The sequence below is a fragment of the Bradyrhizobium sp. BRP22 genome (assembly GCF_020194175.1).
Lineage (GTDB): Bacteria > Pseudomonadota > Alphaproteobacteria > Rhizobiales > Xanthobacteraceae > Bradyrhizobium.
This window is the reverse complement of record NZ_JADYVX010000059.1, coordinates 1-24474: the sequence shown is the minus strand read 5'-3', so window position 1 is coordinate 24474 and position 24474 is coordinate 1. Positions and strand designations below refer to the sequence as shown.

The window sequence follows — 24474 nt, the reverse complement described above, 5'->3', positions numbered from 1 at the left end:
GGTCTCGGTCTCGAGGCGGTTGACGAGGTCGACCACATTGTAGAAGCGGCCACGGGCGCCGGACCGGATGCAGCTCCTGGCGATGGCGATGGCCTGGTGGGTCTTGCCGGTGCCTGTGCCGCCGATCAGCACGACGTTGCGTTGTTGGGCGATGAAGCCGCCGCCGGCGAGGTCATTGACGAGCGTCTGGTTGATCGGCGTGCCGTCGAACTGGAAGTCGGCGATGTCCTTGACGAGCGGCAGCTTGGCGATGGTGAGCTGGTACTTGATCGAGCGGGCCTGCTTCTCGTTGATCTCGGCGTTAAGCAGATCGCCGACGATGCGCTGGGGTTCGTGCTGTCGCTTGACGGCGGTCGCCATGATCTCGTCGAAGGCGGCCTTCATGCCATAGAGCTTGAGTTCGCCCATGAGGTCAAAGATTTGGGTTCGTTCCATCAGATGGTCCTCCGGAGGTTGTCGTAGCGGGCACAATCGGCGATCGGCGCATGGCGAAGCGTGAGTGCAGCCGGCGTCATGATGTTGGCCGGTGGGATGGGATCTCGCTGGCGGGCCAGGATGTTGAGCACGACATCGGCGGAATGGACGCCGTGACCGAGCGCTTCGGCACAGGCGGCTTCCACCGCGGGCAGACCGTCAGTCAGCACCGCGTTGAGGATGTCGACCATCTGCCGATTGCCATCGTCGGTGCTGGCCAGCCTGCGTCGGATCCGCTCGATGGCGGCTGGCAGCACCCAGTCCTTGAAGGGAGCGCCATTGCGCAAGGCGCCGGGTTTGCGAGCAAGCACCGGCACATAGTGCCAGGGATCGTAGGTCGTCTCACCGCGTCCGAAGGATCGCGGATGCTCGGCGACGATCCTGCCGTCCTGGCGGATCACGATGCGGTCGGCATAGGCCTGGACCTCGACCGGGCGTCCGACCGCGCTGGCTGCGACCGAGTATTTGTTGTTGTCGAAGCGCACCAGACAGGTCTTCGAGACCGACGCCGGCACCGCGTGGAAGCCGTCGAACCGGCCGGCATAGGGAACGAGCCTGGGGCGCTCGGCTTCGAACACCTCCCAGATCGTCTGCTCGGCCAGCTCCGGATGACGATGTGCCTTGGCGTAGGCGATGCATTTATCGAGCAGCCAGGCGTTCAACTCGTCCAGGGTTTTGAACCGCAGACGCGGCGTGAAGAAGCGTTCCCGAACCAGTCCAACCTGGTTCTCGACCTGCCCCTTCTCCCAGCCCGAGGCCGGCGTACAGGCAACCGGGTCGACCAGGTAGTGGCTGCACATCTGCAGGAAGCGGCGATTGTAGAGACGATCCTTGCCGACGAAGATGGTCTCGACCGCGGTCTTCATGTTGTCGTAGATGCCGCGGCTGCAGGTGCCCTTGAACAGGGCGAACGCCCGGTCATGGGCGTCGAACACCATCTCCTGCGTCTCGCGCGGATAGGCTCGCACGAACAGCATACGGCTGTGGCAGAGCCGGACATGGGCGACCTTCACCATCACCGTGGTGCCGCTCAACAGCACCACCTCGTGGCTCCAGTCGAACTGGTAGGCGTCGCCGGGCGCAAAGCTCAGCGGGACGTAAGCCGCGGCTGTCGATTGCCCGCGCTCCTTGCTCCATTGCCTGGCGTAACGCCGCACGGCATCGTAACCGCCGTCATAACCGCGCCCACGTAGTTCCTCGAAGATCCGGATCAACGTCAGCTGTTCACGTGCGGATTTGACCGCGTTCGCCGCCAGCAACTCGTCGAGCTCCAACGCCCACCGCCCGAGCTTTGGCCGCGGCTGCACCGACCGCTCATACTCGAACGAGGTCTCCCTCGACCTCAGCACCTTCCGGACCGTGTTCCGAGACACCTTCAGGTCGCGGGCGATCTCCTTGATCGTCTTGCCCTTGATGAAGTGCTCGCGCCGAATCCGCGCAATCGTCTCCACGATCAGCATCCCCGACCACCTGCTTCATTCCAAAGCAGGCAGCGCAACAGCCCAACCTTAGGGGGTCAATTTTGGACGCCGATCCCCCGGCTTAGGGGGGCAATATTGCAAGCCAAATGACAACAAAGGACTTGTACCCAGTCTCCAAGTGCGGGAACACCGAGCGTTCCGTCTCTTTCATAGCTTCTGTTTCGGCTCGTGTGAGAAAGAACGATTCAAAATCTGCCAGACCAAAAACAATGATCGCGGAGGTATCGCCGCGCGCGACTGCAGCAACCATCAGCCTGCGAAGTTGAACCTCGTATGCGTGGACAAAAACTTTAGATAATTCGGTGACTGATTTCGGCGTCAGAGAATTTGTTCGCGACCTCCAGTCGACGTCGTTATGTCCAATCCAAATCAGAAGCATGTCTGGGAACGGCCCCAAAAGGATTTCATCGACCTGATGACAAAAATGGTAGGTGCTCATCAAGTGATTGAGGGCGCTGCGCCGTTTGTTGACGTCAACCATCGCCGCCACTGAAGCATGATGAACACCAGTAATCGTCCCAAAAGCGCTGAGTCTCATGACGACGCTCTGGCCGGCCTGATCGGCCGGAAGCGTGAGGAACCAGTTCGTCTTCCACCCTCGTCGAGCGCGAACCAACATCTGAAGCAACGAACTCACGTAGAACGCGGTACTTAGGCTATCTCCACTCAGAGCAATTCTTCTTTCGAAGCCGCCTCTCGATTCGGAAGTGTGCTGCGGCATCGGTCGATCGATAGGGGTTGGGGCAAGCGTTACATGCCGCATGCGTAGAAGACATTGCAAAGTCTCAGGATATGAGACGCGGTCGATCTTGGCTGACAGCCACAGCAAAAATGCCATTAGCGCAACCGAGGCTGCTGCGACATAGATCTGATAGGTATTCTTATGTGGCCCCGCATACGCAAATAGGAAATGTGACACCCCTAAGAATAGCAAGGGAAAGAGGGGCAAGAAATAGTACCATACGAGACGTCGCTTATATCTGGTGGCGAAATATCGTCGACAGCCAATAGATACGACAGCGAGGGTGCTTGCGTGAGCGGCGGCTGTTTGGGTCCCTAGCACAACAATCGGAAGAATCTCTATGAAGCCGGAGTAGCTGCGATAGATCCCCGAAACATTGACGTCATCTGTATCGATAAATTACATGAACCAACCATCGATCCAGCTGGCGTCGCGAAACAGCTCTTGGTGAGGGCTCGTATTGGGATCTCTCCCGCATCTCGAATTATCGAACGCGACTGTCCCGCCCAGTCTCACCGCTCCAGAAGCCGCGTCTTGGTAGGACAGCGCACACGCTAGCTGGACGCCGAGCATTCGGCTCGCGATCAGTCTGTGCGAGATGTACCCGTATGCCATAAACAAAAAGATCAGCAGGATTGGGATGAAAGCGTGTAACCAACTTAGGGGTATTGAGTTTTCAAAGAAATTTAGGGAGTCGGATCGACGAATGATAACGAGGACGGCCGTCGCCACCACAAGCGCTTGAGCACTGAGATTAGTATCGAGCCGGGCCAGTCCAGCCTTGTAATCGCTGAGTGTATGGTCGAAGAGATCCTTAAGAATGGAGCGGTCGACCGTCATGACATATTGGGGAAAGGGCTCCGGGATTTTCCAGGCGAGCAGCGTGCTGATTACAAGTAACGCGACCCCTGCTACTAGGTAAGCGGGGCCGAAGAGATGCCGCAGCAGCCCAATCCGTTTTTCAACCAGATTCGACCTTCCAACAAACTTCTCTTTAGTTGTCCCGTCTGCTTCAAGTTGCGAACCTTCTGACGTACTGGCCATGTGGTAGCTCCTGTCGGACGTCGGCCTTAGCTCTTACCGGTTCACGAGCCGACATGGATCCGGGAGCTGCGCGCGCAGCACACGCGAATTGATCGCGAGCCCTAACGTCGAGTGATCGTCACCTCCGCGGTGCCGACGTTGTTCGAATAGAACACGCCCTCAAAACCTGGTACGCCAATAACTGCGTCGTTAACAAAGAGAAATAGTTCGCCGTCGCGTGTAGCCCGCAAAAGTTCCTCAATTGAATGATCCTTTGGATCTGGGTCAAGAAAGCTCTCTTCACCTCCGACGCTGCCCGTTCGCGCAACTATACGGAACCAAGGTCTTATCAACTCGCGTCGCATGGGGACTGCCAGGACCATGAGGGCCTTCTGCCATATGGTCGGTGCATCCAAGCTGTAAAATCCTGATGGGCTGGTTTCGACATTCCAGTCATGCCAGGACACTTCGCGCGGCTTGATGGAGATCAAATAGCGACCACCAGTTTCCAATTGCACGCCCGTAGCCGAGCATACGGAGGCGGTATTGAAGTCTACTTTTCTTGTCTCGCCCTTCGTTAGCCTGGTGGCGCTTCCGGCTTCTCTGCAAACGACCCCGGCATCGTCGATCAAAATGTAGGCGGCATGGTTGACAATCAGGAGGCCAGCATAAACGAAGAAGAGCGCAGAGAGTCCTGGCCCAAGATGGAATTTCCAGTACTGCTTCGCAGCTACATAACTCCGGCTATTTCGTAACCAGTATATCCAATTTTCGGGCGAGCCATCTGCACGGCCTGCCACCACGGAGGCTTGCCAGATCGCGCCCATGTCACTCTTGATCCGGGCTGAGAGCCGTGCGCCAGTAACCGTAAGCGCAATAAGAACCGTGACGATACCGGCAAAAGTAATCGGGCTGCGCGCATACCCGTTCAACCAAGGATCTGCAATGGAAGGAAGAAATGAACCTGCCAGTCGGATCAGGTCAGAAAGCCAGCGCACATGACTTGAGAACTCGTCTGAAGCCGGGCTGCTCTTCAGCAGCGGGAAGATAATCAGGGCTGCAGATGTCAATACCGTCAGAAAGTACACAATTCGACGAAGCCAAATGCTATTCCAAACGGTTTCTTGAACTTTCGTGCGCACCTTACTAGCGACGGCGGATTCGTAAGGATTGTCGTCAACCGGAATGACCGTGCCGTTTTCCGTCACTACCTCGTATATTTCGGGGATACCCAAAGGTGCGCACGGGTGGGCGTTGTTTCGAATCCGTTTGAATACGCTTTCATGGATTTTGGGTACCCGAATCAGAACTTGATCTCCGGGATTGTTCGAGAATTTCTCATCGCAAAGTTCGGCAAGCTTTCGTGGACCGTAACGATAATAGCTGCCGAGACCGCTGCGCGAATCGTAAAGCCGACCGTCTTTGTCTTGGCCGGCTCTCGTATTGATCAGACTGTCGGGATCGGCGTTCGGCATCGACTTGAACCGGAGCCCGCACTTTTGAGCCTCGGTCATAATCCAGTATTGGGGAATACGCGCCAATGAATCGTCCGGATATCCGCCACCAACATTGGAGTGCATTCCGGAGAACCAGATCTGGCTAATCCTCTCGTCGCATACGTTGCGCTCCTGATGCGGGTTTGACGGCAGCTGCGTACTTTCGTCCCACAACACGGGATGAAACGTTGTCCGTTCATCGTCCAGCGCTAGGGCATGGCAAGCGCGCTGCACACGCGGATCAAGGACACGGTTCGGTAGTTCGAGCGGCCAGACCCATTTGCTAACGCCCCGGGTCATCTCATCGACAGGTAATCCATAGGCCGCGACGGTGTCCCATAATCCGAGGAAGCGTATGCTCTTTACCGCTCTGTTGTTTGCCGCCGCGGCGGGAGGAGGTATCTTGTGGTCTCTATTGAAGATCTCCCACCAAACAGTGTGGTACTTGCGTCGCCGATAGTCCTCGAACGATGACTTAGCTAGGCGATCGAGCTCGAGTTCACTATTTGCCTGAACAAGGCCTTGGTCGAGGATTAGGCCGACTACCACACGGATCGTAAAAGCGCCGCGACTGAAGCCAAAGCCGAAGATCTCATCGTCATCGTTTCGGTAGTTTCGGCAAACAAACTTGTAAATGTCGATGACGTTTCGCTTTAGTCCAATACCAAACGCACCGCCAAGGACGGCAAGCGGCTTGAGGCTTGAGGTGCCGACGCCGTCATCATAAAAAGCGACCTGATCCGAATTTGATAAGTCAAGCGCGTCGAAGGTGCGCCAGACATTGGTCCGCCAGATCGCTGCAGAGGAGTTTCCGGTGCCGTCTGAAAGAATAATGATCCTTTTGGCCATCGCTTGAGCTCCAAAACGACTAAGTAACGGTAGTCAGACCGTCTAATAGAGGCGGCAACTCGATGGGTATGAATTCCACACGAAGGAGTCGTCACAGGCAGCCTTCCGCTGACGTAGATGGCCTCATCAGCTCCTTTGAAGTTGCGGCCTAACAACGCCTTCGCTGGCGGCTGGACCCCGAGCTTGGCCGCGTCGTGGTGACGATGGTGCGCATGGTCATCACCTTACAACTGCCAGCGGAACGTTCTGCGACGGATCAATGGGCAGGGGTCCGGTGCTCGAATTTGGTTGCGGAGGTGCTGCGAAGAAGCCGAAGGCGGGCATCACCATATCGAGTTCGCGGCGATAGGCTTCGTAGTCGGGCGAGCCGGGCTGAATGAAACCAAGTTGAGGCGCTTGGTCGACTACACGTCTGAGTACGATGGGAGCGCTGGCCGGCGTAAAATGGGCTCCACCCGGGTTTGACAACCTAGTGATCAGACCGCGTGCAGGCTCGTTGCTTTCGGGACGGGATACCATGATCAGGCGTATGGCCCCCTTTTCGACGGTAACGAAGCTCATGAATGGCCGCCCGTCTGGGATGTAGACTCGACCCTTTTGCGTGTGTGCGGAATCGATACGTCCTAATTCCTCGAAGGTCAGGCAGGATTCGGTTTCGTCCCAACGAACGGACATGAGATAGGCGTTGATCACCTCGGCGGACGAGAACGCCGGGCGGAAGCATACATAACGTCCCTCTAACGCCTCGACGCTCGAACGGGCGTAGCGGCCGAGATCATGGGCAACCTCAGACTTGGATGCCAAGCCAGCTTCGAGGTCCTCAGTAAGCTCGGGCGCGTTGTGCAGGGGAATATCCGTATGCAGGTTCTTTGCTGCACGCTCGGCGCAATCTTTGCGTACGCGCTCGGACTTATTGAACATCGCAAGAACCAGGGCACCGACCAAGAAGCCCGTCAACCCGGTGCTCAGCACGATGATTACAACCGCTTGTTCCGGGTGCACGTAGAACTGCGCCAGCACCTTCTGATCGAGGAGAGATCCAATCACCCACCCCGCCAACATGAGTGAGAGCGCGTTCCCGATCGCGCCAACACCCAAAACGCGATGCCAACTCCAGTCCCGGGATCCGAGGTAGGAACAAAGAAGCCCGAGGGAGACCGTGCAAGTGAATGGAGTGATAACCCCCGGCAACCGCTCAACGAACTGCCTGATAACGTCCTGAAATCCCTCACCCTGCAGCAAGGCGGGCACCAGCGGAATACCGATTCGGAGAGCCATCGACAGTCCCGCTACGATGAGGGCAGCAAGTACTAGCTCGGCGATAGGCGGAAATGCCGGCCCGCCTCCCTCGTGGCGTTCAATGAAACGTTGCGCCACTACGATTGCACCCAAAACTGCGAACCCAATCGAGATGCCAAACGTAATTGCAATGGTCAGAACCTTGCCTGCTTCGATCGGACGTGTCCCTGGCATCAATATCATCATCCCAACGCTCAAGAGGATGACGAAGAGAATTGTTGTCGCCCATTGGTCTGGACCGAACGTCGGTGTCGGGCGGGCGTCGAATCCCATACCAGCAAGGCGCTGGAGCCGGCCGTTGTGGGTCCTGTCGCAAAAGAGGACATAACGCGCAACGAGGCTGCAAGTGAGGTTCGAAATCTCCACGATGTTGCAATTCAGCGCTTCTTTCAGCTCCCGGGTTGGTTGCGAAGACGTGAAAAAAGCAAGGCCAGTGTGCATCAGTTCTTCGTAACGGGTGTCTGCGCGAGCAGCCACCGTTTCACCAAGTTGCATGATCCTCGCGTAGCCGGACCGGCTATATCCATTTCCCGCAAACTCAAGTGCTGTACCGTTGTTCCTGGGCCCAACGAACAGGTTGTACAATGCGACGGCCCTGGTGAAGCGGGCAGGAAGCGTGCCATCTCTATTGAAGTTCAGGGCCTGCGGACTGATGTTCTCGGAAATGATTTTAGTGACTTGCTTTCGAAGCTTCTCACTCGGTTCAAAATCGGCGCTTTGCGCGAGTTCAATCGCGAGCCGATCGGCCTCCCGCGGAATTGCCGCTAACTTGAAGCAGAATGTTCGCGCCGCCGAATCGATCCGAGACACCTGATGGAATTGCGAAGCAACAATGATGATTAGTGCTGCCAAAATCGGAGCGTGTTGAGCAAGTTGGATTTGCGCCTCGGGATTCGCCTTGGTCAGTGCTTTGCCAACCCAGTCGAAGCCGATGCTACCCTGGACGAGCCCGATCATGACGAGAAGCCAGAGTACCACGATCAAGGCGTAATAAAAAATCACACCGAAGAAGAACAGCGCGAAGGTCGTGCCCGACCGATTGGTTGGTGGCGAATTGAAGCGTGTCCAGGCCACGACATAGAGTGTCAGGATCGCAATAATCCATTCGCTCTTCATAACGATTTCATGGAGAATGGTCATGTCACGCGCTCCCATACAACGTGCGAAGCGGGGACGATTGGCGCTGCGCTCGCCGAAGCAGTGCAATGAATGAGGGTCTGCGTGACCGACACGTTCGCGCGTCGGTCGCACACGTGTCCCAAGGAAGCTCACAAAGTATACCTAGCGAGTAATATACTTAGCTACAGAAGCGCAATGTGAAGTAGCACACGTTGTTGGCAGAAAATTCGTGTGCACCTGATCGAATCATCCGCCTGGGTTGACCCAAGGTGCTGCGCTGATCTTGAGGATCGCGATGTTCAGCTTCGAACTCCGCGCGAGTTGCTTCGAAACCTGAGCGATAGGAGCCTCAGAGAAAAAAGCGTCAGGTTCACACACCAGCCCACATCAATGGAATTGTGCAAGTTCTCATTGGCCTGCAGCGGCCGGGGCGAGGAACAAACGTCAGCTCGGAAAATTATCTCCAAACTTCCAATTATTCCCCTTTTGGGCTCCCGCACCCCTCGGGCGCCTGCTTGCAATGTTGACCTAGCCAATGAAGGGCTTTCCGCTGCCGCTACTTCGTAGAAAGCGCAAGCTGGAGAGCGGCGTGTGTGACGTCGCCAGCCCAGCCGTCAGCCACAATGTTAAGAGCCTTTTGAAACCGCAATACGGCATCTTTCGTCAACGGACCATACTCGCCATCGACGTCGAGTGGCGGATTGGCACCGAGCACATTCAGCGCGGTCTGGAGCCACTTGATCCTAACCGGATCAAACATCGTTGAGGCGGCTGCGGCTGGCGCAAATCTCTCGTCAATGTTTAGAAACTCTTGCTTACCGATCTCCTTCAATAGGGGCAGGAGATTACCCGCGTGTTCCTCCACGGCCTTCACGATGGGCGTTCCAATTCGAATAGCCTCCTGAATTTGTGGCGCAACCTTGATTGCTCGGAAGATTATCGGCAACAATTTGACGAGCAGCATTTCCATGAGATCCTCCGTTGGGTAAGCGGGGCGGAATTGCAACCGCAGACGGGCCCTCTCATCGAGCCTTATCAAAGACCGCGTAATCACTTCGCGTTCACGACTCCTTGGTCGAAACCGGTGCGTCGGATTTCATCTCGGGCAGAGAGTTCAGGCCGGCTTTGAGCGGTAGCGGGACGCCAGCAGGCCAGCGGAAGCTCAGTGGCCGATTGGGTGGAAAGGGAACGATACTTACGGTGTCATTCTGGTTGCCGCCCAGGCACATGAGGTTACCGCGCTTGTTGCGCCCCACCACAATGGCGATGTGTCCGCCGCCTTTGCGCTTCATCGGCGCGAAGGCGCCGACCGCCGGACCAGAGAGCTTCTGTCCCCACTTGTCCCAATCGAGTGCCCACAGGGTCTCGGTACCCTTAATCCCGATCTTCGTCAGCACCATATTCGCGAAGAGTGCGCACCACGGGATTTCATCATTCTTGTGGGTCTTGGCAATCGCACCGCCCTCATGCCGTGCCCATAGCAGGATCTCCAAATTGTCGGCGCTACCTCGTCCTTCCCGTAAGCTTAGCCATTTCAGACCTTCTATGACCCAAAGAGGCCGCATGTCCCTCGCGGCGGGGGGCTGAGACGGCTGCTCGCCCTGCGAGCGCTCCGTGGACTGCAGTGGCCTAGCCACGGCCTGATCAATCGCTCGCGTCGTCTCAGGACCGACCTCGCCGTCCACCTCAAGGCCGCAGTGTTCCTGGAAATCCATTACCGCGGCTTCTGTGCTGCCAGCAAAATATCCGGTATTCTTCAGCTCATAGCCGAGCTTCCGCAGCTCGAGTTGAACGGCATTCACTGCCGGTCCCTGATCACCTAGGCCGAGAACACCGTCGCCGACGAGATCCGCCAATGAGACAGCGGCGGCTAGCTGCGGCATGGGTGTCCGGATCTCCGCTGCCGGTTGCGGATGACTTGGATCGGTCCTAGGCAAGGGCTCGGCATCGCGCGTAAGCGCGTCGAGGGCACGGTCGACCGCATCGGCGACTTCCGGTCCTACCTCGCCGTCCACCTCAAGCGCGTGCTGCGTCTGGAAATCGCGTACTGCTTTCTCGGTCGCGGGCCCGAAATTGCCGGTACCCTTGAGTGGATAACCGAGCCGGGCGAGCCCAAGCTGGACAGCCTGTACCATTGGCCCCGCATCCCCAACGCGCAGCATGCGCCTTCCGATGAGCCCGGAAATGGTGAAGGCAGAAGTTGCAATTGTGGAGTTCCGCTCCGCGAGTGCGCGGTCGATAGCGTTAGCGGTCTCATTCCCGATCTCACCATCTACTTCAAGACCATGAGCCTTCTGAAAGTCCTTCACCGCACGCAGGGTTCTGCCGGAAAAGCTAGCGCTTCCGCGCAGGGGATATCCGAGCTGGGCGAGCGCGAGTTGCACCGCGCGTACAATCGGACCCTGGTAGCCTACTCGAAGGATCCGCTCGCCTAGCAGGTCGGCAATTGCACATTGGGGAACAAGTTCTGTTCGAAACTCGCCTGGAGCTTGCGCGACTGGCGACTGGATTGAGGTCGCGGTATCCGTCACGAAATCGACGCGATCAACTAGCGGCCGGACCTTTGCAAACCAATTAGCGCGGTCCTGCATCCCATTGGGGATCACCCTCGACTTTGGGCTACCGCAGTTGATGGCACGCGAGATAGCCAAAATGTCATTATTGTCGGCGTAGACGTTCAATCCGGCTTCGGTCCATTCGGCCAGCGCCGGTTTCAGCGCGTGCTCGGGCGAGAACACTAAATCCGGATTTCCCTCGAAATCAACGCCGCAGATTTGGCTCATACGGCGGTAGTTACAACGGCCCGTGGTCTGCATAAGGCCGCCGCCGCGATATTTAAAGCCGTTGCCCGGGTCCTTGTTACCGAGTACCTGCGCCTTACGCGGATTGCCAAGGCCATAAACGCGCTCGCCGATCGCCTGTTCGTTACGGGCGAGGTGCTGCGCCTCCGCCGGGGTAATTGCTGCCGAGTGCCGGCCGACGCCAAAAATCTGAAGGAGCCTTCTACTGGTATACTTCAGATTTTCGTGCTCAAGCATTAAGCCACCGGATTCGTGCAGAACCTGGGCAAGGAAATGCGCGAGCCGATTGGGGGTGGTGATGTGATGCTGCTGGAGAAGGGAGTCCCCGCTGTCGAATGCGGCCAGATAGCTCTGGCTTGCTTTCGGTGCGACTTGCCGCAGGACATCAATGACGCGAGTCATGAGAAGTCTCCTGAGCGGTATTTGGTTTATTTTAGGCAAATGCCATCGCACCCGGTGTGAACGAGATCACATCGTCAAATAGATTTGGAAGGATATGGACTGCGCTCCGAGCACGGTGCGTACCCACTGTGGGACGCGGCGGCAAAACCCGAGGAAAAGAGGTTCACTTCTGGCAAGAAGCCGAGCGCCAGCTCCAGAGAAAACAAATTGAACACGAGCTCAAACGCAGGACAGTCTTTTATGCAATGGACAGAAAACCCCGGGTCTGCCTCGGCGTCGGAGAAGGTGCGCGCCTTCTCGAGGTCGACACGTCCAGAAGAGCGGCCAACTCGTTTACTACATGATCCGGAATCGGCCAGTGGCCCGCTTCTTCCGTAACGTCGCATACGCCGAACGGAAAAGCTGGTCGTCGGTTACCGGCCGGCTTCTTCCATAACCGGGCGTACGTGAATGTGCGTCGATTGAGTCTCCTGAGCGCGACCTCCAAGAGGGGACGCCGGCAAGTCTCTAACTCGAAACTGTGCCAAGCTTTGGAGGAGATTTCCTACGTCTGCTGCACGAGCTGCTTCGACTCGCGCGGTCTGCCCGAGAGGGGCCTGCCACGCGGGAACGTTGACCCGATGCGGGTCGGAACTCGCGTAGCTGATCTAACTGCTCCCGCGCATCTTTGAGCGGAGTTGTTTCGAAGCCCTCAGTAAACCACTCATATATAGGCGCAAGGAGATTGTGGGCTTCTCGCCGCCTAGCTTGGGCGCTCCACACCCGTGCCAGGCTGGTCGCGGCACGGAGCTCGCAAGATTTCGCCTGCTGATGCTTCGCGATCGCCAACGCTTGTTGTAAGGAGCGGTTGGCGGCAACAGTGTCGAGTGGATCCTGCAGCAAGAGAAGCTCACCCTTGAGCTGACAGAGCCGGGCTTGAAAGAAGCATTCATTGGTCTCCTCTACGATCTGCAATGCCTCCCCAACGGCTTCGAGGCCTTCATGCGGCTGCCGATTGATCAAGCACGCTTCGGCCAGGATCGCAAGCCAGCGCGGCCGGTCCATCCTCGCACCGGTCGCTAGGAAATCCGTCATTCCTTGCCGTAGCTGGACAAGGCCTTCATTGCCTTTGTCCTGCGCCGCCATTGCCCATCCTGCCATTATAGTAGCTTCCGCCTGCCAAAACGGAAAGCCGTGCTCAAGGGCCAGTGACCTCGCCTCATCCGCCAACTCTCTAATGGCGCGCGCTTCGCCACGAGATTGATGGATGAACGTAGCATAGACAAGCGCCTGAACGAGGCTAAAGGGGTGACCCAACTGCCGCGCGATTGCTATTGCCTGGTGACTGGTGGCTAGCGCGCGATCGGCGTAGCCCAGCATCCAGAGCACGAAGGCCTCGTGCACCGTGCAAACGATGCCCGGGTCGTTTCCGTAGCGGACTGCGTGGATACGGTGTTGTTTTGGGTCGTAAAGGCGGCGGCCCTCTTCCAGGTGTTCGCGGGCCTGAATAAACAAGCCACGCCAGAGCGAGGTCATGCCGAGCGCTCGACGCGATTCCACCTCATATCCGACGTCCTGCTGACTGCGAGCAAGTTCAAGCATGTCTTTGGCGAGTTCTCCGGCTGCCTGCCACTCGGCGCGGACGAGATCGTACACCCAGAGCCCTCGCAGAACCGAGAACCGTTGCGCCGGAGCCTGCAGTCCCTGGCATAAGGTTCTCGCACGATCATATGCAGCTGCGACTTCTGGAGCCGCGAAGCCCTTTATCGTTGTCAGTGTCGCTCCCAGCCTGGTCTGCAGATCGAGTTCGCGTTCATTTCGTTCATGGCCCTGCGGCAGAGTATCAAGTGACGCCAAGGCCTCTTCGAAATAGTGAGCTGCCTCGACGTTTGCGGATCGCTGAAGCGCCTTATCTGCAGCTGCCTTCCAATATCTGATCGCCGGCTCGGCGAGCCCGGCACCTACATAATGCAACGCCAACAACTCTGGCTCGGTTTCGGCAGATTCTGGGAAATCCCTTTCCAACGTTCGGGCGATGCGCCGATGGATTGAGCGCCTGTCCGCATTAAGCAAACACGAGACTGCGGCTTCCTGCAACAAGGCATGCGCGAAAGTGTAGGTAGGATCCTGTTGCTTGCCGTGCTGAACAATCAACTTAGCCCTCACGAGGCCCTGCAATGCGGCCTCGAGCCCCGCACGGTCTTGAGGATAGAGAGCTGAAAGAAGTTTAAACGTGAAACATCGACCGATGACCGCAGCGATCTGCGCGACCTGCTTCTGGGGCCCTAACCGGTCCAAGCGCGCCAATAGAGAATCGTGCAGTGTTCGAGGAACGGGAATGCTGGACGTTGGCACCTTCGCTGCAGGAGCCCGACCTTTATCCTGCTCATGCTTGGCCTCGAGCGCAGATTTGCTCAATTCCTCCAAAAATAGAGGTAGGCCATCGGCGTAATCCAGGATCTGATCGCGCGTCGTCGAAGCAAGCTTAAAGCAGGGATCTAGCGCTGTTACGATGCTCTCGCTCTTGTGCCGAGGTAATCGTTCCAGGACACAGGTTGTCACCTTGACAGAATTCTCCCAGGCCGGTTCGAATTCCGGTCGGCATGTTATCATAAGCAGGACCGGGAGCGACGCCACTCGCTTCGCTAGGCGGTCGAGAAACTCCCGCGTACTGGGGTCGATCCAGTGCACATCCTCGAATATGATGAGCAATGGCGCATCTTCGGTCATCCTGGCAAGTCTCGTCTCGAGCGCGTGCAAGGTGAGGCGCTTCTGCTGTCGTGGACTGATGCTTAGCGGGACATAGCTCGATTTCGTCGGGATGGACAGCAACGAGGCAAACAGCGGTACAGAGCAGGAGGTGTCTAACTCGGACTCCGATAGCAGTTCTTCAAGCTTTTCGAGCTTGATCTCCGCGGTGTCGGCGGAAGAAAATTGCGCGTCGCGTTCGAGCTGTTTGATAATCGGATAGAAGGCGCTATTCTGACGATAGGGCGAGCAATGGTGTTGGAGGATGCGAGACGGTTCTTCCGCCAGCATGCGCCGCAGTGCGAGCGCAAGCCGTGACTTGCCGACACCGGCTTCGCCGGACAATACGATGATCTGGCCCTGATGAGATTTCGCCTGAAGCCAAGAACTCCGAAGCAGCGCCAGCTCTTCGTCACGGCCCGTCAGCGGCGTGAGATTCATCTCAGTGCGCACGGCCTCGAAATGGCTGGCTGTGCCTTCGGTTAGTACCCGCCAGGCCTGCACCGGCTCGGCGAAGCCCTTGAGCGAGTTGCGGCCCAAATCGAAATATTCGAATAGACGGCCAATCAAACGCTGCGTTGTATCCGAGATGATAACGCAATCAGGCTCTCCGAGCTGCTGCAGACGTGCGGCAAGGTTTGGCGCCTCACCAGCGACAGTGCGCTCTTGCGCCTCACCCGTTCCGATAATTTCACCAACAACGACATCGCTCGTTGCAATCCCGACCCGCGTAGACAGCACAAGACCGGGGTAGAGCTCCAGTCGCTTGACCGCAGATACGATGGCGAGCCCGGCCCGGACCGCGCGCTCTGGATCGTATTCGGTTGCCTGAGGGTATCCAAAGTACGCCTTTAGGCCATCACCGGTGAATCGAGCGACGTAACCGTCGAACTGGCGGACGACCCCCTCACAGCATGATTGATAGGCTGCAATGATGTCAGCGAGGTCCTCTGGATCAAAGCGGCCTGAAAGAGTAACGGAATTCACCAGATCGCAAGTCAGGACAGTAATCTGACGGCGTTCCGCGGAGGCGTAGGGTGTCGGAACTTGCGGCTCAAACTCAGTGGGTACCGCAAGTCCTTGGCGCAGTGCCCTGATAGCCCTTAGCAATTGCTTGCGATGACCGAGCGCTAATACACCCAACTCCCGCAGGTCCTGATCGGTGAGCTCGGGCACCAACTCCCACGCTATCGCATTTTGCGTGAATGCAGGCTGGTATTGCCGGAAGCCAAGACTGTCCAGCCATTCGCAGACTTCGTTGTCGACAACAACCATGTCCATCATCGGCCCACCATCAGCTCGACCGGTTGAACGGCGAATGGCAGCGAGAAGTCTGCTTTTCTTGTCTTGAGGCCCGCGCGGCTCTGCCGTCTTGGCCGGCGGTCGTTATCATGCCTTCCTCGGATCGACCGAGGCGAACCAACAGCGACCACGTCGCTTTGAGCAATCACAAATGCGTAGCCGCCATTACGTTAGCAAAAGCTCCGGCGGAATGCTGTGAACTGGTTCACATGCTGATCGCGTGCGATTCGACGTGGTTGATCCCGACGGTGTTGGCATGCCGGTAGACCTCCCGGGCGCAGCGCGCGGCAAGATCGACTTTCGCGTCAACGGGGTGGCTTATGGAGGGAACCACGCCGGCGGTGCGCGCTTGACCTAACGCATTTTCTCCGAGTTCACCGACCGGCTGCCGTATCCAGGGCGTCGACGACACTTTCCGCCGATTCCAAGGCGCCTTCCATCCAGCTGTGACTGTGGGAGCAATGCTCGCCAGCAAAGTAGATGCGGCCCTCTGGACGAATGAGGTCTTGGTGGATTCGTGCGAACTGGCCCGGCTGGTAAAAAGCAAAAGCGCCGCCGCACCATCGGTAGGTGTCCCATGCCCAACTCATGCGATGGAGTACCATGCCAGGGTATTCCAGTTCTGGGTGAACCTTCGCCACTTCGCGGATCGCAAACTCCTCGCGTTCGCTGGCGGGCATTGCGCCAAGCCGACGGGCTTCCTGCCCCCAGCTGTATGAGGCGATCAAAACGCCGGGCCGATCCGACATGGCCGGATCGAGTGGCTCTGTGCCGTCCTTGTCCTTTGCGTTGTCGGACGGATAGACAATCGCGCCGGTCATCAGATCGGTGGTGCTGGTACCTCCAAAGATGCCGTGCTTCTTTTCCCAGAATCGGTTCTTCGTCAGCACCGCAACCTTCGTGCCGGAATCGTACCCCGCTTGGATGATCGCGCGCTGCTTGTCGTTTGAGAACGGCGGAGCGACCTCGACGCGTGTCAGAACGGGTAGCGGGACTGTGCAAATCAAGAAATCTGCGTCCTCGCGGGACAGGCCGCTCGCGGTCCGACAGACCGCAGTCACGCGGCCGCGAGCGTCGTCCTGTTCCAACCGGATGACCTCGCATCCCATCACGGGCTTGGTCGTCAGGCGGCTCAGAAACGCTTCGGGCAGACGAGACGTGCCGCCCTTGATTTCCGAGAAATCCTCATCCCATACGCCAATATTCTCTTCGCGAAGGAACTCGGTTGCAGCACCGTGCTGGATACTCAAGTTGCCGGAGGCAAACAGAGTGAACTCGATAGCCTCGTCCGAGAGCGGTCGGACCGGCGTTGTGGGCACTGGTTCGAAAGGTAGTCTCGCGGCTTGGATCAGCTGCCGAAGCGACCGGCGATCCAAATCGATCAGCTTGTCGGTCGTAAAGGCATTCCCGGTCCTGAGTTCGTTGAGTTCGTATTGCGAGAGAGGATCAGGAAACCCCTGCGTTTTCCTGCCTTGAGCCACGCCCTTGACGCTGCCTTGCCAAAGCTCCAGGGATGAAAGCTGCGCCTCCTCCGGCGTCAACTTGAACTGCATCTTGATGTCGGCTTCCGCAGTCGCCCTTTTTCCACGCGCGAACAAGAACGTCCGGGAGCTGCCCATCACGAATGGGCGCAGCTCGAGTTCGAACGCGCGAATGTATTTGCGGACGATGCAGTGTTTCGTCGGGATGCGCATTGCGCCGGCTTCCCAGCATAAGCCCTCGCCGATCGGGATGGTGCGTACGCGTCCCCCGATGTGATTCCGTTCTGCCTCCAGCAGCGTGTAGCTCCACCCCTTCTGTTGCAGCAGGTACGCCGCACACAGCCCCGCCAGGCCGGCGCCAACGATGATCACGTGAGGAGTCTTGCCCGATTGTGCCAGGCTTGCCCCGCTAATGGCGTGCACTCCGGCTGCTATGCCGATGGCGCCCTTCAGGACTGTTCGGCGTGTCGGATTGAGGTAGTCGGCCTGGCTCATGATGTCCGCCTCCGCAAGTCCAAGCGATTGAGTTACGGCGTCATCCCACCAGTGCCGTCTGCAATCCGAGCTCAGCAGCGACGAAGGCCGCATTCATGCGGAGAATCTCGATCGGAAGATCGCGGTCGATGTGAACCAGCGTGTCGTCCTCGGTATGTATACTCTCGTTGCCCTTGTCGTTGCCTTCAATCGTAAGAACCGCTGGTACGCCCTTGTCGATGAAGGGGACATGATCGCTGTCATGCGGGCGGAACGAGGTCTTCACCGTGAGTTGGGTGTAGGCGTGTGCCGCTGCCGTCAGCCCCTCGACCATTCTCCTCGAGACCGGATCGCCACCTTCCAGCAGCACCGTCGGGCCCCTTGTATTGTTGAGGACCGCAATCATGTCCATGTTGACAACCGAACTGATCCGCGCGCACTCGGAGGCGGGTAGCTGGTCCACATAGTGAGTGCTTCCAAGCAGGCCCTGCTCCTCACCGCCGAAGAGGATGAGCCGCAGATCTTGCATGATCGACTGGTCCTTGAGCACCCGGGCGATTTCGAGCAGTCCGGCGCTGCCGCTGCCGTTGTCATCTGCCCCGGGCGCCGGTGCCCCAGGATCTGCAGGCAGTAATGGATTCGGTTGATTAATGGAATCGAGATGCGCACACACCATCGCGACGGAACGTGGCTGGCTGCCAGACCCCGCTTTGTCGGCGATGATATTCAGGGTCCTAGCGCCAGAGATCTGTACGTCCTGGAGAGTGACCTCATAGCCGCACGATTGTAGTCGGTCGCGGCACAGTTGCGCGGCTTCCCTGAAATGGCTGGTCAGCGAGTGTCGGGTTGGGTGATTGACGAGCTGCGCCAGCGTCGCCGAAAAATCGGACGGGCTGATCGAGTCCGTGATGCTCTTGATTCGAGGGTCGGCCGCCAGCGGCGCAATCGGGCGCGTCAAAGTCTCGAATACGACCGCGTTGCCTGTGGCCAGCCGAATTGAAAAGCGTGCCTTATGGTCGGAGATGCGGTCAGCCTGCGGCCGGTCGAGCGACACCACGATGTGTCGCCCCCTATCGAACAGCACGGGTATATCAGGATGGGCTTGCTGGAAACTGCGGCCCTCCTGTGTGACCAGATAGAGGAGAACGCCTTCCGATTCTCTCGTTTCGAGGCTTGAGCCGATGCTGGACGTTCTGAGCCCGTTCCAGTCGGTCGAGGGAGCGGCACAGCAGAAATAGTCATCACCGAACCGGAGCCACTGCACGCCGTTCCGTTCAAGCTCGTCGGTTGCCTGGGCCACCGAAGCTGCGGCTACGCGATATATTGCGTACTGCATTGCGTTCACCCCTCTTCCGAGCTCGCGTCGCTCATTGGCGAGGGCTGTGAGGTCGTCGGGACACGGCGACCGCAGCGGGCCATGGAAACGCTCTTCATCCTATGTTAGAATTTGACGTTGGTGTGTGAATTCGTTCACAGCCGTGCCGCCGGACATCGATAGAATAGCGGCAACCTAGGGAGGAATGCGGAGCGGAGCTCCTTTTCCCGCTTCCGCTGTTGTGCTGAAGGGGGCGACCATGGCGAACGCGGCGACCAGCCAGTCGAACGGATCGGGGTCATTCAGTTTCTCCAAAGTTCATAGCTGCAGGATTCACCCCGGCATAGGCGTCGCGCGTGTTGGCAACAGCCCGGACGGATATTTCATCGGTCCGGAGGCGCCGCGCGATCCAAATCAAGTCACCGCTCCCGATGGCGCTTTCAAGGATGCCGAGGGCCGCATCAAGCGGCAGGCCGCGCGCTTTCGCATCTATGCCTATGACGAAGAAGGAAATAATCTGGGCGAACTGCCGCTTAGCGGCGAAGCGGATTGCGATGCCGGGCGTGCGGCGGCGGTCGAGTGGACGGTACATCTCGCGAACAAGAAAGGCGCCTGGTACAAGTTCTTCACCCGCTTTCAGAAGCCCGACGGGGTTCGCAACGGGTTCTGTACCGTACCCAAGGGCCAGCCGCCCGATTCTCGTCTGGATCTCGTCATCGATCCCGGTCCACGCTGTATCGATGGCGAAGGTCGGCCGGTCGCATGTGACGCCGGCCCCTCAACCGTGCGCTTCGATACAGGCATGTTCCTTGGAACGGCCGTGCCGCTCGGTGAGCTTATGGTCGACACGAACGCACGTCTCGTCGTGCTCGGCGGATTTGGCCATTCTGCATCGACAAACGGTGAGCCCATCGGACAGGATGCTCGCAGTACCGATTACTGGGTAAACAATGATCACTGGTACGACGACATTTCCGACGGGCCGGTCACCGCTAAAGTAATTCTGCCGAATGATGGGCGCGTGATCACGATCGATCAACCACGGGAGGCGGCATGGGTTATCGTTGCTCCGCCCAAATATGCGCCAGGCCTCGATCCGATTGTCTCCCTTTACGACGTGATGCGCGAGGTGGCCCTCGACCAGAAATGGATCGCGGATAAGCCGAACGTCACCTACTATGAAGACATATTTCCGATACTGAGCCGTGCGGTCGGACTATCCTGGGTCAACAAGGAGGCTCAGCGCGGACACGGATATGACAAGCGCGGCGAGTTCCGTGCGCCGGAAGACGCGACGCCGGCACAGCCTGCCGAGCAATCGATCGGCGGGGGGATGACCGACCCGGAGAGCCTCGACCACGGAGCAAGAGCTGGGTCGAGAATGCGGGTCGATCATACGTTCTTGACCTCTGGCAGGCTTGCGGCACCGCAAGACGACAAGGAGTTACGACTCCGCATCGTCGCGAGGATTCGAAAGCCTATTGTCGAGAGTACGGAGGCCGACAGGCTGGCCCCTGAGGTCACCGAGAGGGCGGCGGAGGCAGCTAGACAGGCCAATGCACGCTTCATGCCGCTGCTGTCGGGCGATGGCGGACGAAGGACGGAAGGCAAACCCGAGACATGGTTGTCGCTCCTGCCGTCGCAGTATCGAAATTTCGTGGCATGGCGCGATGACAAATTCACAAGCGGACAAAAACCAACTTATCCTCCCATTGAAGGCATCGCCGACCCGGACGAACAGACCGAGGCTCTACAGCGCGGAGCACTCGAGCCTTGTGTGGGCGGACCGTTCCATCCCGGAATTGAGACATCCTGGACGGTTCGCAATCCCGATCTCTATGTCGACGCCTTCCGTATCGATTCGAGGAGACATCGCGCTGGCGACATCACCAAATACCTGAGCGTTCCGTGGCAGGCCGGTTTCTACGACTGCAGAGATACCTGGTGGCCGTCGGCTCGCCCGGACGAAGTCATCTCGGAGGAGGTCTTCGAGGAAGCCGATAAGGCATGGCGTCCGAAGCAGGATGAAAGCAATCTGAAGCTCGTCGAGGGGCTGGAGGGTCGGGTGCAATGGGATCGCGGGCTCGGCGTCACCACGCTGTTTCGCCGCCCCTGGAACAATCCCGTTAACGTTGAGGACGATCCACGCGATGCTGAACGTCGTGGAGTCGACGACATGGTTCGCTATTGGCACGAGCTTGGCTACGTAGTGGCGCGGCAAACTCGATGGTCGTCGGCCAAACCCGGAGCCGCCGAATACGTTTTCATCGAAACAGAACGACGGCCTCACGCCGGCATGGACGTGCGCGAACTATTCCACTGTCTCCTCAACATGGACGAGAAGGAGAATCGCACCTGCTTGCCAAAGGTGGAGGAATTTGTGGAGCGTGTGCTTGATGCTTCGCGAAATTTGCAGCAGACCGCAGATGCATTCGCTTTCATGGATAACATTCGGCCCTTCACATACGACGAAGAGATCTTCGACGCCCGGATGAATGACATATACGACGATTGTGCTGACTATGCCTTCACGCAACCCGCGGGCAATGGCGCACGGGAACCGTTTGACCCGACCGATCTCCAGCAGAATCCTGTTTTCCGCACGCGCGAAGCGATCACGGAGCGTATTCGTCAGCTCACACCGTTCAACTTCCTCGACGGCGCATGGCTGCGGAATATCCACCGGGTCGGACCCGTCGACGAAGTCAATTCCATTCTCTTCACAATCTTGAAGGAAGAGCTTGGCGATGGCGTGCCTTCGCAAAATCATGCGAACATTTATCGCGACCTCTGCCATTCGTTCGGCTTCTACCCGCCTCCGATGGAGAGCACGGCGTTCGCCTATGACCGCAGCTTCCTCGATTGCGCGTTCGACAGCCCCGTCTTCCAGCTCGGCATTTCGGAATTCTCCCGGCGCTACTATCCCGAGATCATCGGGATGAGCCTTTGGCTGGAATGGACGGTGATGGAACTCCACAGGATCGCTTCCATCGTCGAAATGGTTAAGCTGAGCTCGCACTTTTACCGAATGCACATTGCAATCGACAACGCCGCCTCAGGCCATGGTGCAGCGATCATCAGGGCCGTGAAGCTTTATTTGAGGCAGATACGTCTGGAGGGCGGTGAGGAGGCCGTTCAGCAGCACTGGAAGAGAATCTGGGATGGGTATGTAGCATTCGCCTATACGTTCGTCGTAGTTATCATGCAGGTCAAGAAAGTCTTGCAAGGCTCAGTCACGCTGGAGGCCCGTCTGCAACAGTTGATCAGGGAGAAGGCGCCCTACGGCCAATACAACCACGATAATCAAAAGCTCGGCGATTCTTCGATCAATGCCTGGTTTGCAAATCCGAACGATTTTCTCAAGGCGCTGGTAAAGCACGGGGCCATCATTCCCGGAAAACCCGGAGAAGGCAGGTTCTTTGAAGCATTGCAGTTCCGTGGAGGTCGCATGTACCACGTGTTCACGGAGGACGAAATTCAGCTTTGGCGCGATTGGACGATCGAGCTCGCGCAAGAGAAACGATGGGGCTCCAGCCTGCAAAGTCTGAGAGAGCGGCTCTCCAAGCTGAATCCTCTGTTTGCAGCGCATGTGACCGACGCTGAGCTCGAGACGTGGCAGCGCGCGGCCGTCGACCATCGGGTCGGCCTCTGGTTAGAGCTCGCGTCCAAGGAGGTCTTGGGAACGGTGCAGGCAAGCGAGAGCGTCCCCACGGCTGAAGAACTCAAAGCCATCAGCGACTCGATTCACTCCCGATTCACGAACTGGGTTGGCTGGGGAATGATCCGTGCAGTAACCCATGTCGCTGCCCTCAACCGAAAGCAACTTGAAGGGGTCGAATTAAGCCTGCCCGATGCCCACGGGAAGCCTTTGACACTTTCGGAGTGGTTGGATCGTATATGCAGTGCAGCGAACTCTGCGGGACCCGCTCGGGACATGCTTCAATCGTTAGGCCGCGAACTGACGAGGCGTCGGACCCTCGCCAACGAGTTATTCGGAGCCGACACGCGATTGGGGTTTGCATTCAATTCCTGCATTCCTGGCAACGACGGAAGGCGCGGACTGGAGACGATGGAGGCTTGGCTCGCGGTCGACTGCCCGCTCCCGAATGTTCCTCGGGGCCGGGTCAAGCCGTTGCGGCTGGACGCTTCGTTGAATGAGGAAGAGTGTCATCCGACCGGTCTGATCATGGGCTTCGGCACTGTGCATTGAGCGGAGATCACAGACGACTTTATCCCGATTCGATGTCGCCGTAGTCGGCGGCGGCCCCGCCGGCCTCGCAACCGCGATCGCGCTTCGACGCAAAGGTCTCGCTGTCCTCGTTGTCGAGCGGACAGGCTACCGGTCGCAGCGCGTCGGCGAGCACATTCCGCCAACGACGAAGCTAGAGCTCGTCTCGCTCGGTTTGGCCGAGGTCGGAGCTTCGGGTGTCTATGCCTCGTGTCCGGGGATTCGCTCCATATGGGGGAGCTATGAGCCGACTGATCGGGATTACCTGTTTCATCCCCATGGCGAAGGACTGAATCTGTCGCGACCGGATTTCGATCTCGGTCTTGCTGCCGTGGCCGAGCGACTTGGCGTGAGGATCACCACGGAGGCACGGGTTGCCGCCCTCTCGCGTCTCGCGGATGCGTGGCAGCTCCTCGTTATCCGCACAATCGGCGGATTGGAGGTGCGCGCCACCGTCGTGATCGACGCTACTGGGCGCGCTGCTTCAATCGCAAAGCGGCTGGGCGCCAAACCGATCGTCTTTGACAGGCTGATAGGCATCTTCGGACGCCTGCCCGCTGCAAGCCCGCGAAACCATATCGTCACGGTTGAGGCAGTTGAGCACGGCTGGTGGTATTCAGCCGGTCTCGCCGACGGTACCGTTGTTGTAACGTTCATGACCGACCCCGAACTTATCGCGACGTCGAAAGCAGCTCGAACTCGGAATTGGTACGACCGGCTCAAAGAAGCTTCCATGACTGCGGTGCGAATTGCTGAACACCCTGGTACGATCGAATTGCAGATCCGCACGGCGCGTACGCAACGGCTCGATGAACCTGTCGGCGATCGCTGGCTTGCGGTCGGAGACGCCGCGATGAGTTTCGACCCGCTCTCGTCGGAAGGAATATCAAAAGGACTTGCGGCTGGACAAAAAGCTGCTGCTGTCGCTGCAGCACTGTGCGAGGGTCATCGTTTTGAAGCTGATGGGTACCGTGACGATATTAGCACAGAATTCGCTCAATATCTGGCAAAACATCACCGGTACTATGCGGTCGAAAGACGGTGGCCGGACGCATTGTTCTGGCGGCGGCGGCTGTCAATGCGAATGCAGGTCTAATCTTTCAGGAACCCCTAGAGTGCGATGGTCCGCTCCTGCGTGAAGCCAAGCGGACCCGGCAAGACCCACCAGGCCATCGCCATCGCCAGGAGCTGCATCCGGTCCGGCGCCCGTGGCCGCTTCTACAATGTGGTCGACCTCGTCAACCGCCTCGAGACCGAGATT

Annotated in this window: 12 protein-coding genes and 2 pseudogenes; 3 read left to right on the top strand and 11 right to left on the bottom strand. The window is 58.2% G+C overall.

The window, feature by feature from the left end:
- From I6F35_RS37760 to I6F35_RS37710, 11 genes and pseudogenes are all read right to left on the bottom strand, one after another.
- On the bottom strand, positions 1 to 435 hold a 435-nt coding region (locus tag I6F35_RS37760; RefSeq protein WP_225122698.1), incomplete at its 3' end, for an ATP-binding protein.
- Positions 413 to 1934: pseudogene (gene istA / locus I6F35_RS37755) on the bottom strand (IS21 family transposase). The gene I6F35_RS37760 and the pseudogene istA, both read right to left, overlap by 23 nt.
- An 82-nt stretch (positions 1935 to 2016) precedes the next feature.
- Entirely contained in the window at positions 2017 to 2793 is a 777-nt protein-coding gene (locus tag I6F35_RS37750; protein ID WP_225122697.1) for a hypothetical protein, read from the bottom strand.
- Between the two features lie 303 nt (positions 2794 to 3096).
- Positions 3097 to 3741 carry a hypothetical protein gene (locus tag I6F35_RS37745; RefSeq protein WP_225122696.1) on the bottom strand — a complete coding sequence of 215 codons (645 nt, stop codon included), beginning with the start codon at positions 3739 to 3741 and terminating at the stop codon, positions 3097 to 3099.
- A gap of 101 nt (positions 3742 to 3842) precedes the next feature.
- On the bottom strand, positions 3843 to 6065 hold the full coding sequence (locus I6F35_RS37740; RefSeq protein ID WP_225122695.1) for a DUF2235 domain-containing protein: 2223 nt from the start codon (positions 6063 to 6065) through the stop codon (positions 3843 to 3845).
- A gap of 219 nt (positions 6066 to 6284) precedes the next feature.
- Positions 6285 to 8504, bottom strand: coding sequence for a hypothetical protein (locus I6F35_RS37735; RefSeq protein ID WP_225122694.1), 2220 nt, complete (start codon positions 8502 to 8504; stop codon positions 6285 to 6287).
- A gap of 535 nt (positions 8505 to 9039) precedes the next feature.
- A complete protein-coding gene (locus tag I6F35_RS37730) occupies positions 9040 to 9453 on the bottom strand; it encodes a peptidoglycan-binding protein (protein WP_225122693.1) in 414 nt (137 codons plus the stop codon).
- 91 nt (positions 9454 to 9544) lie between these two features.
- The gene (locus I6F35_RS37725; RefSeq protein WP_225122692.1) at positions 9545 to 11686 is read right to left on the bottom strand and encodes a TIGR02594 family protein; all 2142 of its coding nucleotides are present in this window, start codon (positions 11684 to 11686) and stop codon (positions 9545 to 9547) included.
- Between the two features lie 507 nt (positions 11687 to 12193).
- Complete coding sequence (locus tag I6F35_RS37720; RefSeq protein ID WP_225122691.1) at positions 12194 to 15697, bottom strand: AAA family ATPase; 3504 nt, start codon at positions 15695 to 15697, stop codon at positions 12194 to 12196.
- A gap of 392 nt (positions 15698 to 16089) precedes the next feature.
- A complete protein-coding gene (locus I6F35_RS37715; protein ID WP_225122690.1) occupies positions 16090 to 17691 on the bottom strand; it encodes an FAD-dependent oxidoreductase in 1602 nt (533 codons plus the stop codon).
- A 40-nt stretch (positions 17692 to 17731) separates the two neighbouring features.
- Positions 17732 to 19006: a M28 family metallopeptidase gene (locus I6F35_RS37710; protein WP_225122689.1), complete on the bottom strand. Its 1275-nt coding sequence runs from the start codon at positions 19004 to 19006 to the stop codon at positions 17732 to 17734.
- A 238-nt stretch (positions 19007 to 19244) separates the two neighbouring features.
- On the opposite strand from I6F35_RS37710, the gene I6F35_RS37705 reads away from it, so the two are divergent.
- The 3 genes and pseudogenes from I6F35_RS37705 to I6F35_RS37695 all read left to right on the top strand — a co-directional run.
- Positions 19245 to 23195 carry a LodA/GoxA family CTQ-dependent oxidase gene (locus tag I6F35_RS37705; protein ID WP_225122688.1) on the top strand — a complete coding sequence of 1317 codons (3951 nt, stop codon included), beginning with the start codon at positions 19245 to 19247 and terminating at the stop codon, positions 23193 to 23195.
- Positions 23185 to 24309, top strand: a complete 1125-nt coding sequence (locus tag I6F35_RS37700; RefSeq protein WP_249792896.1) for an NAD(P)/FAD-dependent oxidoreductase — start codon at positions 23185 to 23187, stop codon at positions 24307 to 24309. The genes I6F35_RS37705 and I6F35_RS37700 overlap by 11 nt, the downstream gene beginning before the upstream one ends.
- 48 nt (positions 24310 to 24357) lie before the next feature.
- A pseudogene (locus I6F35_RS37695) lies at positions 24358 to 24474 on the top strand (ATP-binding protein); the annotation flags it as partial.

What these genes read in the sequence shown, in the direction of transcription:
- I6F35_RS37750 (WP_225122697.1), bottom strand. Translation starts at nt 2,793, where the DNA reads ATGGCATTTTTGCTGTGGCTGTCAGCCAAGATCGACCGCGTCTCATAT.
- I6F35_RS37745 (WP_225122696.1), bottom strand. Translation starts at nt 3,741, where the DNA reads ATGGCCAGTACGTCAGAAGGTTCGCAACTTGAAGCAGACGGGACAACT.
- I6F35_RS37740 (WP_225122695.1), bottom strand. Translation starts at nt 6,065, where the DNA reads ATGGCCAAAAGGATCATTATTCTTTCAGACGGCACCGGAAACTCCTCT.
- I6F35_RS37735 (WP_225122694.1), bottom strand. Translation starts at nt 8,504, where the DNA reads ATGACCATTCTCCATGAAATCGTTATGAAGAGCGAATGGATTATTGCG.
- I6F35_RS37730 (WP_225122693.1), bottom strand. Translation starts at nt 9,453, where the DNA reads ATGGAAATGCTGCTCGTCAAATTGTTGCCGATAATCTTCCGAGCAATC.
- I6F35_RS37725 (WP_225122692.1), bottom strand. Translation starts at nt 11,686, where the DNA reads ATGACTCGCGTCATTGATGTCCTGCGGCAAGTCGCACCGAAAGCAAGC.
- I6F35_RS37720 (WP_225122691.1), bottom strand. Translation starts at nt 15,697, where the DNA reads ATGATGGACATGGTTGTTGTCGACAACGAAGTCTGCGAATGGCTGGAC.
- I6F35_RS37715 (WP_225122690.1), bottom strand. Translation starts at nt 17,691, where the DNA reads ATGAGCCAGGCCGACTACCTCAATCCGACACGCCGAACAGTCCTGAAG.
- I6F35_RS37710 (WP_225122689.1), bottom strand. Translation starts at nt 19,006, where the DNA reads ATGCAGTACGCAATATATCGCGTAGCCGCAGCTTCGGTGGCCCAGGCA.
- I6F35_RS37705 (WP_225122688.1), top strand. Translation starts at nt 19,245, where the DNA reads ATGGCGAACGCGGCGACCAGCCAGTCGAACGGATCGGGGTCATTCAGT.